Origin of the sequence: Duganella lactea (assembly GCF_009857505.1) — a bacterium.
Classification (GTDB): domain Bacteria; phylum Pseudomonadota; class Gammaproteobacteria; order Burkholderiales; family Burkholderiaceae_D; genus Rugamonas; species Rugamonas lactea.
Map to the genome: position 1 here is coordinate 236,352 of NZ_WWCP01000002.1, position 15,716 is coordinate 252,067.

At 63.5% G+C, this 15,716-nt stretch carries 10 protein-coding genes and 1 pseudogene; 3 read left to right on the forward strand and 8 right to left on the reverse strand.

Annotated features, from left to right (window positions below):
- Position 1: 1 nt before the first annotated feature.
- Genes proX through proV form a run of 3 tightly spaced genes read right to left on the reverse strand, consistent with a single transcriptional unit; the run spans position 2 to position 3,387 of the window.
- Positions 2–1,048 (reverse strand): glycine betaine/L-proline ABC transporter substrate-binding protein ProX, encoded by a 1,047-nt coding sequence (gene proX, locus GTP44_RS03655; RefSeq protein WP_161018359.1) that lies wholly within the window; start codon positions 1,046–1,048, stop codon positions 2–4.
- A gap of 15 nt (positions 1,049–1,063) precedes the next feature.
- Positions 1,064–2,155: a glycine betaine/L-proline ABC transporter permease ProW gene (gene proW / locus GTP44_RS03660; RefSeq protein ID WP_161018360.1), complete on the reverse strand. Its 1,092-nt coding sequence runs from the start codon at positions 2,153–2,155 to the stop codon at positions 1,064–1,066.
- Positions 2,152–3,387: a glycine betaine/L-proline ABC transporter ATP-binding protein ProV gene (gene proV, locus GTP44_RS03665; RefSeq protein WP_161018361.1), complete on the reverse strand. Its 1,236-nt coding sequence runs from the start codon at positions 3,385–3,387 to the stop codon at positions 2,152–2,154. Before proV ends, proW begins: the two co-directional genes overlap by 4 nt.
- Positions 3,388–3,856: 469 nt before the next feature.
- On the opposite strand from proV, the gene GTP44_RS03670 reads away from it, so the two are divergent.
- Both GTP44_RS03670 and GTP44_RS03675 read left to right on the forward strand, forming a co-directional pair.
- A complete protein-coding gene (locus GTP44_RS03670) occupies positions 3,857–4,873 on the forward strand; it encodes a glycoside hydrolase family 43 protein (protein WP_161018362.1) in 1,017 nt (338 codons plus the stop codon).
- A 20-nt stretch (positions 4,874–4,893) separates the two neighbouring features.
- Positions 4,894–6,816, forward strand: coding sequence for an NPCBM/NEW2 domain-containing protein (locus tag GTP44_RS03675; protein WP_202423965.1), 1,923 nt, complete (start codon positions 4,894–4,896; stop codon positions 6,814–6,816).
- Positions 6,817–6,832: 16 nt separating this feature from the next.
- Here GTP44_RS03675 and GTP44_RS03680 read toward each other — a convergent pair whose 3' ends face one another.
- On the reverse strand, positions 6,833–8,494 hold the full coding sequence (locus GTP44_RS03680) for a glycoside hydrolase family 43 protein (protein WP_161018363.1): 1,662 nt from the start codon (positions 8,492–8,494) through the stop codon (positions 6,833–6,835).
- Between the two features lie 22 nt (positions 8,495–8,516).
- Positions 8,517–11,447, reverse strand: a complete 2,931-nt coding sequence (locus GTP44_RS03685) for a TonB-dependent receptor domain-containing protein (protein ID WP_229256763.1) — start codon at positions 11,445–11,447, stop codon at positions 8,517–8,519.
- Between the two features lie 559 nt (positions 11,448–12,006).
- On the opposite strand from GTP44_RS03685, the gene GTP44_RS03690 reads away from it, so the two are divergent.
- A complete protein-coding gene (locus tag GTP44_RS03690) occupies positions 12,007–12,954 on the forward strand; it encodes a DUF535 family protein (RefSeq protein ID WP_161018364.1) in 948 nt (315 codons plus the stop codon).
- On the opposite strand, the gene GTP44_RS28165 is transcribed toward GTP44_RS03690, so the two are convergent.
- The 3 genes and pseudogenes from GTP44_RS28165 to GTP44_RS03705 form a co-directional block, all read right to left on the reverse strand.
- A complete protein-coding gene (locus GTP44_RS28165; protein ID WP_371867141.1) occupies positions 12,892–13,374 on the reverse strand; it encodes an efflux RND transporter permease subunit in 483 nt (160 codons plus the stop codon). The two genes, GTP44_RS03690 and GTP44_RS28165, sit on opposite strands and share 63 nt — an antisense overlap.
- 5 nt (positions 13,375–13,379) lie before the next feature.
- Positions 13,380–14,798, reverse strand: a complete 1,419-nt coding sequence (locus GTP44_RS03700) for an MFS transporter (protein WP_371867135.1) — start codon at positions 14,796–14,798, stop codon at positions 13,380–13,382.
- A 21-nt stretch (positions 14,799–14,819) separates the two neighbouring features.
- Positions 14,820–15,673 (reverse strand): annotated as a pseudogene (locus GTP44_RS03705) (aldo/keto reductase).
- Positions 15,674–15,716 lie beyond the last annotated feature (43 nt).

Consider the following 15,716-nt stretch of genomic DNA (forward strand, 5'->3'; position numbering starts at 1 on the left):
CTCAGGATTTGGCCGCCAGCGCCTGTTCGATCCAGCTATCGAACAGCGGCTGGTGGTATTTGATCCAGCCCGCCACATGGCGGGCGATGTCTTCCTGCGTATTCTCGCCATCGCGCATGCGCTCGTTTTGGGCGTTGATGTCGGCGATCGGCAAGCGCATCACCTCAAACAGCCGGACCGCCGCCGGATTCTTCTCCGCCCACGCGCGGTTGACCACAATGCGCGTCGTGCTCACCGCGAAACCATAGTCGCTGCCGTCGTCAAGCTTGGTGTTGGCGTGATCCGGCGTCGACGAGAACGGCACCTGCAGCCACACCACATCCTTGCCCGGCACCAGCACCCCGCTGACCCAGTACGGCGTCCACGTGTAATACAGGATGGGCTCGCCGCGCTTGTAGCGGCCGATGGTGTCGGCCATCAGCGCCGCGTAGCTGCCCTGCACATGCTTGACCGTCCCGCGCAGCTGGTAGGCATCCAGATGGTTTTCGATCATGGCCTCGCAGCCCCAGCCCGGATTGCAGCCGGTCAGGTCGGCCTTGCCGTCGCCGTCGTGATCGAACAGCTTGGCCAGGCCGGGATCGCGCAACTGCTCGATATTGCGGATGTTGTAGCGATCGGCCGTGGCCTTGTCGATCAGATAGCCTTGCGCGGCCGGACCGGCATACGCGCCAACGCGTATCAGCTTGGCGTCGCCGCCGGCGTGCTCGTAATAGTCCTTGTGCAGCGGGTCCCAGTGCACCGCGAGGAAGGTCGCGTCACCATTGGCGACGGCGATGTGCGCGGTCGGGTATTCGACTTCCTTGATCGGCTGCGGCTCATAGCCCAGCTTTTCCAGCGCGCGATCCACCAGCATGGTCTGGAAGGTTTCCTCGGCAAGCGAGCTTTGCAGCGCTTGCACCTTGACGCCCTTGCCGGGCAGCCCGGCCGCCGGCGTCTGCGCCATGGCGAGACCGGTGGTCAGCGCCAGCACGGCCAGCGCCAGCGCGACGATCCAATGCCGCTTGCGTTGCGACTTGTACGTCGCCTTAAATTGTTTGATCCTATCCATCGGGTTCCTTTCTTGTTATTGTGTGGTGAGAGGTTTGGCGGGGGCGGCGGTTTCACCGTGCGCCGCGCCACGGCGCACCAGCCGCAGCACGATACCCACCGGGCCGGTTTGATACCAATGGCGCACGCCGCGACGCGGCTGGCCCATCGCCTGCGTCAGACGGTCCAGCGTGATGGCCAGCAGCACGATGCCCAGGCCGCCGACGGTGGCCAGGCCCATGTCCAGACGGCCGATACCGCGCAGCACCATCTGGCCGAGACCGCCCACCGCGATCATCGAGGCGATCACCACCATCGACAGCGACAGCATCAGCGACTGGTTGATGCCGGCCATGATGGACGGCATGGCCAGCGGCAACTGCACGCGGCTCAGCAACTGCCACGGCGAGGCGCCATAGGCGCGCGCCGCCTCGATCAGATCAGGACGCACCTGACGGATGCCCAGGTTGGTCAGGCGCACCAGCGGCGGCAGCGCGAAGATGATGGTCACGATCACGCCCGGTGCGTTGCCGATACCAAACAGCATTACCACCGGCACCAGATACACAAAGGCGGGCGTGGTCTGCATGGCGTCCAGCAGCGGACGCAGGATGTTTTGCGCGCGGTCGCTGCTGGCCAGGAAGATCCCCAGCGGCAGGCCGATCAGCAGGCAGAAGGCAAGCGAAGTCAGCACCAGCGACAGCGTGACCATCGCCTCCGGCCACACGCCCAGCGCCGACACGACCAGCAGCGCCGCCACGGTGCCGACGGCCAGCGCGCGGCTGGTGAACTGCCAGGCCAGCAGGCCGATGATGGCGATCAGCGTCATCGATGGCACCGCCATCAGCAAGTCGCCGACGCCGGTCAGCGTGGCGTCGATCGGCGCGCGCACGGTCTGGAAGAAGGGACGAAAATGCGCGACCACCCAGCCCAGCCCCTGATTGATCCAGGATTCCAGCGGCAGGCCGCCATCCATGATGTGCTGCAGGCCGCTGGCGTGCTCGGGCGCCGCGGCAGGCTTGGCGGCGTCCAGCCACGAGGTGTCGCTTGGCGGCGTCGGCAGCCAGGGGTTGGTCTGGGCGACGGGTTCCGCCGTCGCTTCCGCTGTGGTTACGGCATTCGGATTCATGCGTGTCCTTTCTGTTTTTGTGGTTCAGCGATGGGCGGCGTATTCGGGTCGAGGAACTTCAGCAACGTGGTGCGGCTGATGGCGCCGTGGAAGCTGCCGTCGTTGGCCACTACCGGGACGGCGTAAGGCAATTGCGCCACCTGGCCGAGCAGGCCGGCGACCGGCGCGTCCACATTGATCGACCGCACCTCCGGCAGGAAGGCGTGCGCCAGTCCCAACGGACCGGTATGGCCGTCCAGCGCGCTGCGCAGCGAATCGGCCGACACCACGCCGAGGAACTTGCGTTTCGGATCAACCACGTAACCGTAGCTGCGGTCCTGATCCTCCAGCATCGACAGTGCCGCCCGGGCGCCACGGGTCGGCGACTCCGACACCACGATCTGGCTCTTGCGGGCGATATCGCCGGCCTTGAACACCGCCGCCGCATCCACCCCGCGCACAAAGCTGCGGACGTAATCGTTGGCGGGCTTGCGCAGGATTTCTTCCGGCGTGCCCACTTGCACCACGTGACCATCTTTCATGATCGCGATGCGGTCGCCGATGCGCATGGCCTCGTCGAGGTCGTGCGAAATGAAGACGATGGTGCGGCGCTTGATCTGCTGCAGGCGCAGGATTTCCGACTGCATTTCAGTGCGCATGATCGGATCGAGCGCGGAAAACGCCTCGTCCATCAGCAAGATCGACGGATCGCAGGCCAGCGCGCGCGCCAGGCCCACCCGCTGCTGCATGCCGCCGGACAGTTCATCGGGATAGCTGCCGGCGTAGGCGGCCAAGCCGACCTGCTCCAGCGCCTGGCGGGCCTGCTCGTGACGCTCGGCCTTCGACATGCCGGCCAGTTCCATGCCAAAGGCGGTGTTGTCGAGCACGGTCAGTTGCGGCAGCAGCGCGAACGACTGGAACACCATGCTGATGTCCTTGCGGCGCAGCGCGCGCAGTTGCGCGTCGGGCAGCGTGTTGATGTCGTTGCCGTCGATCAGGATGCGGCCGTCGGTCGGCTCGATCAGCCGGTTCAACATGCGCACCAGCGTCGATTTACCCGAGCCGGACAGACCCATGATGACGAACACCTCGCCTGCATCAATGGTCAGGGTGGCGTCGAACACGCCGATGGTGCAGCCGGTCTTGGCCAGAATGTCTTGCTTGCTGGCGCCCTGGCGGACGAGCGCCAGCGCCTCTTCAGGCTGATCGCCGAAGACTTTGAAGACATGGTCGATAATAATTTGTTTAGCCACGTTGTGGTTCTCCTTCGATTTGACGAATGGATTGAGACCCGGCCGGCCGCAGGCTGGCGATGGGAATCAGCGAACCCTGTCGGCGCTGCCATGGCGCGATCGGGCGCGCGCAAGTGGCGGACAGGGTAGACACGAATGACCGGCAGGCGTGCCGGCCTATACCAAAGTGTCGTGTGCGTGCTAAAAGAGGCTGGGTCGCAGGACTTTTAGCCACGCATGGAAAGCGCGGACGCAAGGCCCGCTTCAGAGGTGCTACTGACGACGTTTGTTGTAAATTTACATCAATTATACCGTAAAATTACGGGGAAGTCTAATAGCTTTCTGAATTGAAATGTGCTAGCTACGTTCGTTGGCGCACATATCACGCCCTGCGCCGCCATACTGCTTTCGGTATCGATCACCCCTAAAAAGTGATCAGCTTCGCGGCGCGGTCGTCATAACATTGTCAAAACCAATATCTGGAGACACAATGCAAATCACGTATCGTCGGCGCCGACTGCTGGCGCTCGCCTCGCTGTGCCTGTTGACCACGACCCTGCCGCCGCTCGCGCGGGCCGCCGACGCCCCCGGCGCCAACCCCATCATCCGCGACAAGTTCACCGCCGACCCGGCGCCGCTGGTGGTCGGCGACACCCTGTACCTGTACGTCGGCCACGACGAGGCGCAGCGCGACCAGATGTTCAATATGCGCGAGTGGCTGGTCTACTCCACCAAGGACATGCGCACCTGGACCCCGCACGGGCCGATCATGAACGTCAAGGACTTCAAATGGGCCAAGGCCGACGCCTGGGCCTCGCAAACGATTGAAAAGAACGGCAAGTTCTACTTCTACGCGGCGGTCGAGCACGACGCCACCCATCCGGGCAAGGCCATCGCGGTGGCCGTCTCGGACAAGCCGACCGGCCCCTTCGTCGACGCGCGCGGCGCGGCGCTGGTGACCAACCAGATGACGCCGAAAGGCACGCACAGCTGGGAGGACATCGATCCGACCGTCTTCACCGACGATGACGGCACCACCTGGCTGGCGTGGGGTAATCGCCAGTGCTACATCGCCAAGCTGAAGCCCAATATGATCGAGCTGGACGGCCCGATCCAGGAGATCACCCCGCCCCACTTCGAGGAAGGCCCGTGGCTGCACAAGCGCGGCAATATGTACTATCTGACCTACGCATCGCTGGACCGTGGCACGCAGCGCGACGAACACGTTTCCTATTCGACCGCGCCTTCGATCACCGGCCCGTGGACGTATCGCGGCCTGCTGACCGGCTCCGGCAAGTACAGCTTCACGATCCATCCCGGCATCGTCCAGTTCAAGGACAACTGGTATCTGTTCCTGCACAACGCCACGCTGGCGATCGGCGACATGAACGGCGCCATCGGCCGCCGCGCGGTCACGGTGGAACATCTTCAATACAACGCCGACGGCACCATGAAGCCGGTGGTGCAAACCAGCGCCGGTGTCACGCTGCCGCCGCCGGCGCAATGAGCGAAAGGCACGGAGTCCTTATGCAAAGCAAAATCAAACTGATGCCGGCGCTGCTGATGTGCGCCTTTCTCGGCCAGGCCGCGACCGCGGCGACATCGGCCGCCACCGGCGACCCGCTGGCGCCGAGCGCGCGCTGGAGCGCCTACAGCATCGGCCGCGCGGCCACGCCGCCGATGGGCTGGAGCAGCTGGAACGCTTTCGGCACCGATATCGACGAGGCCAAGGTGCTCGGTTCGGCGCAGCGCATCGTCGACAGCGGCCTGGCCGCCAAGGGCTACCGCTACATCAATATCGATGACGGCTGGGCCATCCGGCGCCAGCAGACAGACGGCCGCCTGATCATCCGTCCCGACCGCTTCCCCTCCTCCACCAGCGACCAGCGCAGCAGCTTCCGTCCGTTCACCGACAAGCTGCACGCGATGGGCCTTAAGGCGGGCATCTACTCCGACCTGGGTCGCAACACCTGCTCGCAGGCGTACTCGCCCGACAAGACCGACCTGCCGCAAGGCAGCGTGGCGGAACGCGAGGTGGGCCTGTACGGCCATATCGATCAGGACATCGCGCTGTACTTCGCTGACTGGGGCTTCGACTTCATCAAGGTGGACGGCTGCGGCTTGCGCGCCTATGGCGCCAACAGTCCCAAGGTGCGCGCCGGCGAATTCCGCGCGCTGCCGCCGGTGCTCGACCTGCAATCGGTCAACCGCTCCGACATCGCGGCGGTGCAGGCGGAGTTCAAGGAGATCAACGCGGCACTGCTGCGCCACAACCCCGACGGCGATTTCCTGCTGTCGCTGTGCGTGTGGGGCGCCGCCAATGTGCGCGCCTGGGGCAAGGACTACGGCAGCCTGTCGCGCACCAGCGATGACATCACGCCCGCCTGGACCCGCATGCTGACCAATTTCGACAGCGCGGTGCGGCGCGAACTGTATGCCCATCCGGGCAGCTGGAACGATCCCGACATGCTGTTCATCGGCAAAGGCGATTTCGACGCCGGCCACCTGACCGAGGCGCGTTCACACTTCACGCTGTGGGCCATGCTCAACGCGCCGCTGATGCTGGGCGCCGACCTGCGCAGCACGGCGCCGGCGCTGATGGAGATCGTCGGCAACGCCGACATCATCGCGCTGAACCAGGACCCGGCCGGCAACCAGGCCACGCTGGCCTATGACGCCGACGACCTCGCCATCCTGGTCAAGCAGCTGGACTCGGGCGACAAGGCGGTGGCCATCTTCAACCGCGGACTGGCCCCGATCGACGCCGACCTGACCGCCGAGCACCTCAAATTACGCAAGGACGCGCCGGTCACGCTGACCGATCTGTGGGCCAAGGCCGACAGCACCTTCACCGGCGCCACCAAGCTGCGTGTGGCGCCGCGCGAGACGCGCGTGTTCCGCGTCCATGGCGAGCGAACGCTGGCGCATGGCGTGTACTTGTCGGAACAGCCGGGCAGCGTGAATCCGGCGGTCGATGGCGTGACCCGGCCGCAACCCGATCCGTCCATCTTCCGTTCGTCGGCCGGCTGGTCGGGCACCAAGGGCGCCGGCGAGCGGCCGATGTATGCCGGCTGGGGCGGCGCGCGCGCCGACAGCACGCCGTATGGTCAGACGCTGCACATCGGCGGCGCCGGCTACGCGGCAGGTGTCGGCGTGCTGGCCAACTCGCGGCTGGAGGTGCGGAACAAGGGCTATGGCCGCCTGACGGCCGAGGTCGGTGTGGACGATTCCGCGCGCGATCGCAATGGCGCGGTGACCTTCATGATCTATGGCGACGGCAAGCTGCTGTCGCGCAGCAAGCCGCTGCGCTGGGGCCAGCCGGCCCAGCCGCTGAGCGCCAACGTGCAGGGCGTGAAGATCGTTGAACTGGTGGCGCGCAGCACGGCGGGCGACAACGAGCAGTTACCTGTCTCGTGGGGCAACGCCGCGCTGCTGTCACCAGGTCATTAAAGCCAACGGCAACGCCTCACGGCGTTTCCGCAGCCTGCACATATGGCCCGATCACCACGCCGACAAAGCCCTTGGCCTTCTGCGTGGACAGGAAGGTCACGTCGACATCGGACTGCAGCGAGCGCAGCTGACCACCGCTGCGGTAGCTGTAGGCCGAGCGGCCACCGTGCATCTCCATGATCAACTCCACCCGCGCATCGCTGACCGGAGCGGAAGCCAGCAAGGTCTCCTTGCCCGCCTCGGTCTTATACAGCACCACCGATGGCTTGCCCTGTAGCTGACTGACGCCGAGGAAGACATAGGCGGCGTCGTTCTGCATCGCCACCAGGCCGGCGCGCTCGCCATCGTGCCGTGGCGCGTAGTTCACCACGGTCGAGACGATCGCGTCGTGATGCTGTTGACGACGGCCGATGAAGGCCGGCACGCCGGCCAGATCGCCCAGCGGCTGGCCCGAGGTCAGCACCAGCGCGCCCTGCTCCACCTTGTAGAACGGCGTGCGCGGCGTGCGCACGCCGATCCAGGCCGGCGACAACGGCCGGTCGAACTCGTCCACGTAGCTGAAGTTGCCGTTCATCGGCGGCGTCGCCGCCGCTTGCGCGGGCAACTTCGGCTTGGGCAGCGTGTACGGCACGGTCTTGCCCTGCTCCAGGATCATCGGCCAGCCGTCGCGCCACTGCACCGGCAGCAGGAAGGTGTCGCGGCCGATGTTGTACATATTGCCGGGATACGGCCGCGTGGCCAGGAACACCGCCCACCAGTCGCCGTTCTGGGTCTGCACGAACTTGGCGTGACCGGCGGTGGTGACCGGATTGGGGCGCTTGGGATCGAGGTCGCGCTGGGTCAGGATCGGATTGACCGGCCCCGGCAGATAAGGGCCGCGAATGTCGCGCGAACGGAACACGACCTCGGAGTGGTTATCCCCGGTGCCACCCTCGGCGCAGATCAGGTAGTAATAGCCGTCTTTCTTCAGCAGATGCGGACCTTCGATCCAGATCGGATTGGCGGCCGGCTTGACGCCGCCGTCGACGATCACCTGCGGCTTGCCTTTCAGCTGCAGCGTGGCTGGATCGAGCTCGGTCAGGTAGATGGCGCGGTGGCCGTCGTAGCGCGGCGTGCCTTGCGGCGCGTCGTTGTGGACGATCCAGGCCTTGCCCTCATCCCAGAAGATCGACGGATCGATCCCGTTCAGCCCCTTGACCGTCACCGGCTTGGACCAGGGTCCGGCCGGATTGGTGGCGGTGATGATGAAGTTGTTGACCTCCCCCACGCAGGCGGCGCAGGTGGTGATGATGTAGTACACGCCGTCATGGTGGGAGATGTCCGGCGCGTAAATGCCTTGCGAGCCGCGCCGGCCGCTGAAGTCGACCTGCTCCGGCCGGTCCAGCGCGTTGCCGATCTGGGTCCACGTCACCAGATCCCTGGAATGCATCAGCGGCAGTCCGGGGAAATTGGTGAACGAGGAATTGACCAGGTAGTAGTCGTCGCCGACCCGCGTCACGGACGGGTCCGGGAAGTAGCCGGCCAGGATCGGGTTGACGAACTCCCCCGGCTTGGGCGACGCCGGCTCCAATGCCTTGCCGGCGTAACTGTAATGCTCAAAGCGCGCGCTGGTGGTGGCTGCCTGGGCAGCCACGCTCAGCGAACACAGAGCGGTCAGCAATGTGATCGAATATTTCATCGTGTCGTGTGAGCTCCGGTCATTAGAAGTTCATGCGCACGCCAACGCGGTAGGTGCGCCCCACCGAGTCGTACAGCGCCGGATTGAGGCCCAGACTGAGATTAGTCTGCGGCACCATCACCGGCGCGCGGTCGGCCAGATTGTCGATCTTGAAGTAGCCGCTGACCTGCTTCGAGAAGCTGTAGTTGCCACCGAAGTCGATGTAGAACGCGCCCGGCATGTGGTTGTCGTAAATGGTCGGGTGCGCCGCGGTGGATACCGGGCAGTTGGTCTGGCACTCGATGTACTCGTTGTTGAACACACCGGAGCTGATCCAGCGCTGGCTCAGGTTCAGACCCAGCTTGCCGCTGGCCAGGCCGTCCCACGACTGCGTCAGCATTACTTTCCACTTCGGCGTGGCGCCCGTCATGGCGCCGGCGCCTTCGCTCGGCGTGGTGCCTGGCACGCCAGGGTCGGAGATCGAGTGGATCATGCGCGTCGCCAGACCGCGCAGCGTGACGCTGCCCGGCAGGCCGAAGTCGCTCATGTTTTTACGATAGGCCGTCTCGAAGTCGACACCGCGGGTGTGCAGCGAGGCGAAGTTGAAGCTCTGCGCCAGCACATAATTGGTGCCCGCGGAGCCGTTGATCGACACCGCCGAGCAGACCTGCTGGTTGCCGCCGTAGCACAGGTCGACTTCCTGCTGCGGATTCAACGAGTTGATCACGTTCTGGACCTTGATGTCGTAGTAATCGACCGAGAAGTTGAAGTTACGCGCCCAGCTCGGCTGGCTCAGCACCACGCCGAAGGAATTGTTGCGCGCCACTTCCGGCTTCAGCGCCGGGTTGCCGACGTTGCGCTGCTGGATCTGGATCGATTGACCCTGGTTGTTGTTGACGGCCTGATTGGTGACCGTCATCGCCGCGTACAGCTCGGACAGATTCGGCGCCCGCACGTCGCTCGACGAGACCGCGCGCAGGCGCAGGCCATCGATCGGCGTCTGCCAGGTGGCGCCGAGCTTCCAGGCGCGCGCCTTGCCGGCGGTGCTGTACTTCTCTTCGCGGTCGGCGATGTTCAGATTGGCCTCGCCCCAGGTGGCCGACTTCAGGAAGGGAATATTGAGCTCAACATAAGCTTCCTTGACGTTGAACGCGCCCTTGCCGTTGTGGTAGTTGCCGGCGAACCAGTTGTCGCCGGTGACCGACAGCGTCGGGTCGGCCGGATACTCGGGACGGTAAGGCGATTCGACCGCCGCGCCGGCACCGTAAGGGTCGCCAAACACCGAGTATTCCTCACGCCGCCATTCGGCGCCGAACGCCACCGAAATCGGGCCGGCCCAGCCTTGCGCCAGCTCGCCATTGATGTTAGCGCTAACAACATTTTGCGTCGAGTCGGTGTGTTGCAAGGGACCGTTGGTCGGCGCGATGTAGTTCCAGCCGGCGATATTGATCGGGTTGTCGCCGAAAATATTGATCGGCTGGCAGCCGGCCGCGCGCGCCGCCGCACTACGGCAGACGATCTGGCCATTGGCATCGCGGACCGCATCGATGGCGAAGTTATAGCGCGGGTTGAGCGTGATGTCCTTGACCTGGATGACGGTCTTGTTCTCGCCATGCTCGGCATAAGCGTCATACGACCATTCCTTGCTGAACATCTGGAACTTGCCGTTGGCGCCCAGCACCACGCGACGCTGGGTCCGGGTTGGGTGCACGTTGATGTTGGATGGGAACTCGGCATTCGCGGTACCGACCGACATCACGCCACTTGGGTAGCCCGAGGCGCAGCCCGCGGCGACCGAAGCCGGCAGATAGGCGTTGTCGCAGCGGATGGACAGATTGCCCTGCTTGGCCGCGCCCGGATTTGGCGAGAAGGCCGAGGTGACCTGCGCCCAGTTGCCGGTGACATAGATTTCATTGTCCGCGTCCAGATCCCACGACACACGGGTGTAAGCGACCTGACGCTTGAAGTTCATCGCCAGATTGGTGCCGGCGCCAACGCTGCCGGAACGGTCGCCGCCGATACAGAAGTTACCGACGCAATCGGTGCCGTACTGGAACGGATAGGGCGTGCCGCCGGGGCCGAAGGCCGTGCCGCGCAGCGGGCCGTTGGTGATCAGGCCATACTTGGCGTACTGGATGTGCTGGGCGTTGACGATGCTGCGGTAGCGCGGTGCGCCAGCCGCCTGCATGTCCTTGGTCGATTCCTGCAGCGCCGGATTGTTGTACCAGGTGCGGCCGCCCGCGCCCACTTCACCGAAGCCGGGCGAATCGATACCGTTCTGCTTGCTGAACTCACCGCTCAACGTGACATGCAGACGGTCGTCGGCGAAGCCCTTGCCCCAGGCCGCCTGTACGGTGGCGCCCTTGTCGTCGTGGTACTTGGTCATGCCGCCGGAGAGATTGGTCTTGAAGCCGGTGAACTTCTTGTCGGTGATGAAGTTGACCACACCGCCGATGGCGTCCGAACCGTAGGAGGCCGACGCGCCGCCGGTCACCACGTCCACGCGCTTGACCAGCAATTGCGGGAACTGGCTGACGTCGGTCACGCCGGTCACGTTGGCGCCGACCACGCGCTGGCCATCGAGCAGCGTCAGGGTGCGCAGCGTGCCGAGGCCGCGCAGCGACAGCGACGACAAGCCCTGGATGCCGCTGGAGGTGCTGAAGGTATTGGTGGTGCGGCCGGTGCTGCCCTGCAACGCAGGCAGTTCGGTCAGCGCATCGAAAATATTCGGTTTGGCCACCTTGTCGAGGTCGGCGGAGGTCAGCGAGGTGGTCGGCGTCGGCTGGGTGAAGCCGCGCGCGGCGATGCGCGAACCGGACACGGTCACGGTTTTAACCGCCTCTTCGGGTTCCGGCGTGGCGGGCGCGGCGGGTGTTTCGGCTGGTGCTTGCTGGGCATAGCCCGGCATCGCCAGCATGCCGCAGGCGCTGGCCACGGCAAGATTAAGCATGGTGCGCTTGACTGGTTTTTTCATTACGTCTCCTGTTTTTTTAATAAAAAATCATCCGTGGATTAAGGCAACTGCTATTGATTATGTGTGCACCTCCTGGTTATGGCGCGCGCCATCGCTGACGGGTTGCTATTGGAAAGACAGATCGGATCGGGGGAGTCAGCGGCTGCGCCTGACGGCATGTAGCGAAATGGCGGCCCAAAGCGCCGCAGCCTTTGTCCGCATCATCCCGCATTGATTGTCCCCTATGTGACCCTGTTGGCGGGTCTTATCATTTCGCATGTCGGCCCTTCATGTTAGCCTCGCAAAAAATGTTTGCGGTAACATTTCATTAGCAATGTAGCCCCTGCATTAGCAATGAGCCAATTACTTTTTTGTCGCGACTGATATCCATTTCGATATCGCAGAATCCGCACTTCCACCGAGACGGCCCGCCAGCCCGTCATCCAATCTACACGATTCGCCAACGTTGTTTGCACATTCATTGCCTACGCTTCCGATATTGACCGCCATCAGGCATGAAATTACCGGATTTACCACAATGAACACTAGAAACTACGACGCTTGGCTGACCAGACCAACCATGGACGCCGACTGGCCGACGATTACCGTCCGCTCGGGCGCCAAGGATTTTATCGGCTTACCCAAGTTGCGCGAAACCATCAAACTGTGCATGCGGGCGTGGCTGCATCGGCATGCGACACGTGATTGGCTGGCCGTGCTCAACTCCCAAGCGTGGATCCGGGCGCTGGTTGTCGCCCGCCCCCGGCTGGTATGCAAAATATACCGGCCGTATCTCAGCAACGCGTTTTCACCCGCACGGCGAGTGACTTTGCTGGCCGGGCACTATCGTTTCGTGCAGCAGCTGGGGCTGGAAAAACTGATTCTGCACGCCGCCTACAAGCCGGTGGATCTGGCTAGCGTGACCGGCAAGACAGGCGACGCGTATCGTGTGGTGCTGCGGGCAGTCGAGCCGATGGAGCGCGAGGGCGAACTGGTGCTGCAACTGCTCAAGGAAGACACGCTGGTGTACTCGTGCGCGTTCACCTTTTTCGTCGAACAGCAGCGGATGGTGCTGGGAATCGGCTGCATGCAAGGTCCGCAGTGCGGCGTCGGTCTGCAACTGATACGCGAGGCGACCCGCGAACTGCACGGTCTGCGCCCGAAGCACCTGATGATCAGACTACTGGAAGCGCTGGGCGCGCAGCTCAATTGCGCGGCCTTGCGCCTGGTGGGCAACAACAACCGCGTCGTACACCGGGCGCGGCAACAGGGCAAGGTGCACGCCGACTACGACACCTTCTGGCAGGAATGCGGCGCGACTGCGCGCGCGGATGGCGATTTTGAACTGATCTGCGCGCCACTGAGCGCCCCTGATTTTCAGGCGCTGCCATCGAACAAGCGTTCGGCGGCGCGCAAACGCCATGAGGCCGTATGCAACGTCACCGACATGATGATCATGAAATTGCTACCCGACCAGACTGTCGCTTGGCAAGGCCCAGACAAGCGCCGCGACAAAACCGGCGCATAGCATGAACATGCGCGCGCATCGTCTGGGCAGCGAAGCGGCGCTGGCGGCGATGGGCCGGCCCGCGCGGCGTGGCCACATCCGTGTCAATGCCGGCGCCACGGCGAGCACCAGCAGCATCGTCAACCACATGGCGATCACCATCGCCGCCATGAACTGCCGGTAAATTTCCCCGACCGCGCTGGAGGCCAGCGCGATCATCGGGATGAACATGGCGCTCAAGACGAGCATGGTGGCACAGGTGGTTCGGCTGAAATCCCTCATGGCGGACGCCAGCGCTTGCTCGGAACCAGCATGCTGCGCGGCGTCCATGGCAACGCCCCCATCATCAGATCGTACTGCAACAGTTTGCTGAACGACTTGCGGCTGCGAGGCCCGCGCACTTGTGATGGCCGCTATAGCACCCAGCGCCATACAGATCATTGATTTCACGATATTGCCTCCAGTTGCTTGGGTTTCACTTTGCGACGCGGAAGTACGATAAAAATCCACGACACTATCAGCGCCAGAGTAAGCAGCAGGCCAGCGGCGTCCATGACCGCTGAAATCCGATGGGCCAGCACCTGGCTGTCATGAGCGCCGATAGGTGCTGCGCCGGCAAAGACCAGCACCAGCAAGCCGAGTCCCAATGCTCCGCCAAGCTGATGGGCAACGTTAACCAAGCCCGAGGCAGCCCCGGCGTCATCGCGAGCGACTCCAGCCACTCCGGCGGCAGTCAAAGGGCCTAGTAGCAAACCTTGGCCCAGTCCGATTAATAGCATCGGCGGCACAACACTCGTCCAATAGCTCGCTCCGGCATCGGCCCGCCCTAGCCAAAGCAATCCAGCAACGCCCAGCGACAAGCCCGCCAGAATGAGTGAGCCGTTGCCAACGCGCCGCGCTAGCCTGGGTGCGCCCATCGCCGCGACGAAGTTGGGCAGCGTTACCGGCAGGAAGGCGAGGCCCGCCTGCAAGGGCCGCATATGCAGCACGCCCTGCAGGAACTGCGTGGAGAAAAACCAGAAGCCCACGGCGCCGCCGAGGAAGAGCATGCGCGCCAGATAGGCACCCGCGCGTTCGCGGTTTGCCAGCAAACGCAACGGCAGGATGGGCTGGCTGATGCGGCGCTCGATCAGGACAAATACTGCTGTCAAGATGACGCCACCGAACAGCGCCGACTGCGCCAAGGTGTCATGCCAACCAGCCTCGGCGGCACGCACGAGTCCATAGACCAGTGCCGTCATCCCCATGGTCGAGCAAATTGCACCGCCCACGTCGAAGCGGCCAGGACGCATTGGCGGCTCGACGATGTGCCGTCTGGCGACAACGATCAGCAACAGGCCGATGGGGAGATTGATAAAGAAGCCGGCGCGCCACGAAACCAGATCAGCAAACAGGCCGCCCAGTACCAGGCCCAGCGTTGCCCCGACGCCTGCCGCTGCGGCGTACATCGACAGTGCGCGATTGCGCTCGGGTCCTTCAGCAAAGTGGGTAGACAACAACGCCAGCGTGGACGGTGCCAGCACCGCTGCCCCAACGCCCTGGATTGCGCGGGCTGTGAGCAGCCAGCCAGCCGACTGCGCTATCCCAATCGCCATCGACGCCAGCGTAAACAAGGATAGGCCCGCAATGAACATGCGACGCCGCCCCAGGATATCGCCGGCACGCGCGCCAAGCAATAGCAACCCACCAAACGTCAGCGTATAAGCATTGGTTATCCATGAGAGTTGAGCGGCACTAAAACCGAGGCTGGCCTGAATGCGCGGCAGTCCAGTGATGACGATGGAAATATCGACCACAATCATCAGGTAGCTGGCTACGATGATTGCCAACACTGTGTTGGCGTTTTGCGCCTGTGAATCGGGCATAGCGTTACTCATGGCCAGCGCTCAGATGTCGAGCTTGCGCTCGGACATCCACTTGACGACAGCCGGATCACGGTGCGAAAAGAAGCTGCTCGTGTTGGTGTCGAGCGCCTGGATGCGGTCCATATCGGTCTGATCCAACGCGAAGTCAAAGATCGCGATGTTCTCGGCCATGCGCTCCTTGCGCACCGACTTCGCCAACGACACTATGCCACGCTGCATCAGCCATCGCAGCACTAACTGGCCAACCGTTTTACCGTGATGCGAGGCGATGGCCAGCAATGCTTCGTTCTGGAGCAGGCCATTACGCCCTTCCGCGAACGGCGCCCAGGCTTCGGCTTGTACGCCAATCTCCTTCATGAAAGCGGCACTCTCCGCCTGCTGCTGGAAAGGGTTGGCCTCGACCTGGTTGACTGCGGGCGAAATCTCATTGAACGCCAAGATGTCCATCAAGCGGTCCGGGTGGAAATTGCTGACGCCGATTGCGCGAACCTTCCCGGCACGGTAGGCGTCTTCCATCGCACGCCAAGAACCATGCACGTCGCCAAAGGGTTGATGAATCAGATAGAGGTCCAGATAGTCGAGCTGCAAGCGACGCAGCGACTTCTCGATGGCCTGCTGCGTGCGTTCGTAGCCCGTATCTTGGACCCAGAGCTTGCTAGTTACGAAGAGCTCTTCGCGCGGAACGCCGCTTGCACGAAGTCCCTTACCGACCGCCTCTTCATTCATATAGGAGGCAGCGGTGTCGATGAGCCTGTGTAGCCCGTTTCTATGGCGTCGACGACGCTCCGCTGACATTCATTGGCGTCTGCAATCTGGAAAACGCCGTAACCAACGACAGGCATTTGAATTTTGTTGTTCAGGGTGACGAAGTTCATGGGCCGATCCTTTCGATGTTTGTCGGGATTCACTTTAGACAAA

Coding starts and splice junctions, on each gene's coding strand:
- GTP44_RS03680 (WP_161018363.1), bottom strand. CDS start 8,494: ATGAAATATTCGATCACATTGCTGACCGCTCTGTGTTCGCTGAGCGTG.
- GTP44_RS03685 (WP_229256763.1), bottom strand. CDS start 11,447: ATGAAAAAACCAGTCAAGCGCACCATGCTTAATCTTGCCGTGGCCAGC.
- GTP44_RS03675 (WP_202423965.1), top strand. CDS start 4,894: ATGCAAAGCAAAATCAAACTGATGCCGGCGCTGCTGATGTGCGCCTTT.
- GTP44_RS03670 (WP_161018362.1), top strand. CDS start 3,857: ATGCAAATCACGTATCGTCGGCGCCGACTGCTGGCGCTCGCCTCGCTG.
- proW (WP_161018360.1), bottom strand. CDS start 2,155: ATGAATCCGAATGCCGTAACCACAGCGGAAGCGACGGCGGAACCCGTC.
- GTP44_RS03690 (WP_161018364.1), top strand. CDS start 12,007: ATGGACGCCGACTGGCCGACGATTACCGTCCGCTCGGGCGCCAAGGAT.
- GTP44_RS28165 (WP_371867141.1), bottom strand. CDS start 13,374: ATGATCTGTATGGCGCTGGGTGCTATAGCGGCCATCACAAGTGCGCGG.
- GTP44_RS03700 (WP_371867135.1), bottom strand. CDS start 14,798: ATGCCCGATTCACAGGCGCAAAACGCCAACACAGTGTTGGCAATCATC.
- proX (WP_161018359.1), bottom strand. CDS start 1,048: ATGGATAGGATCAAACAATTTAAGGCGACGTACAAGTCGCAACGCAAG.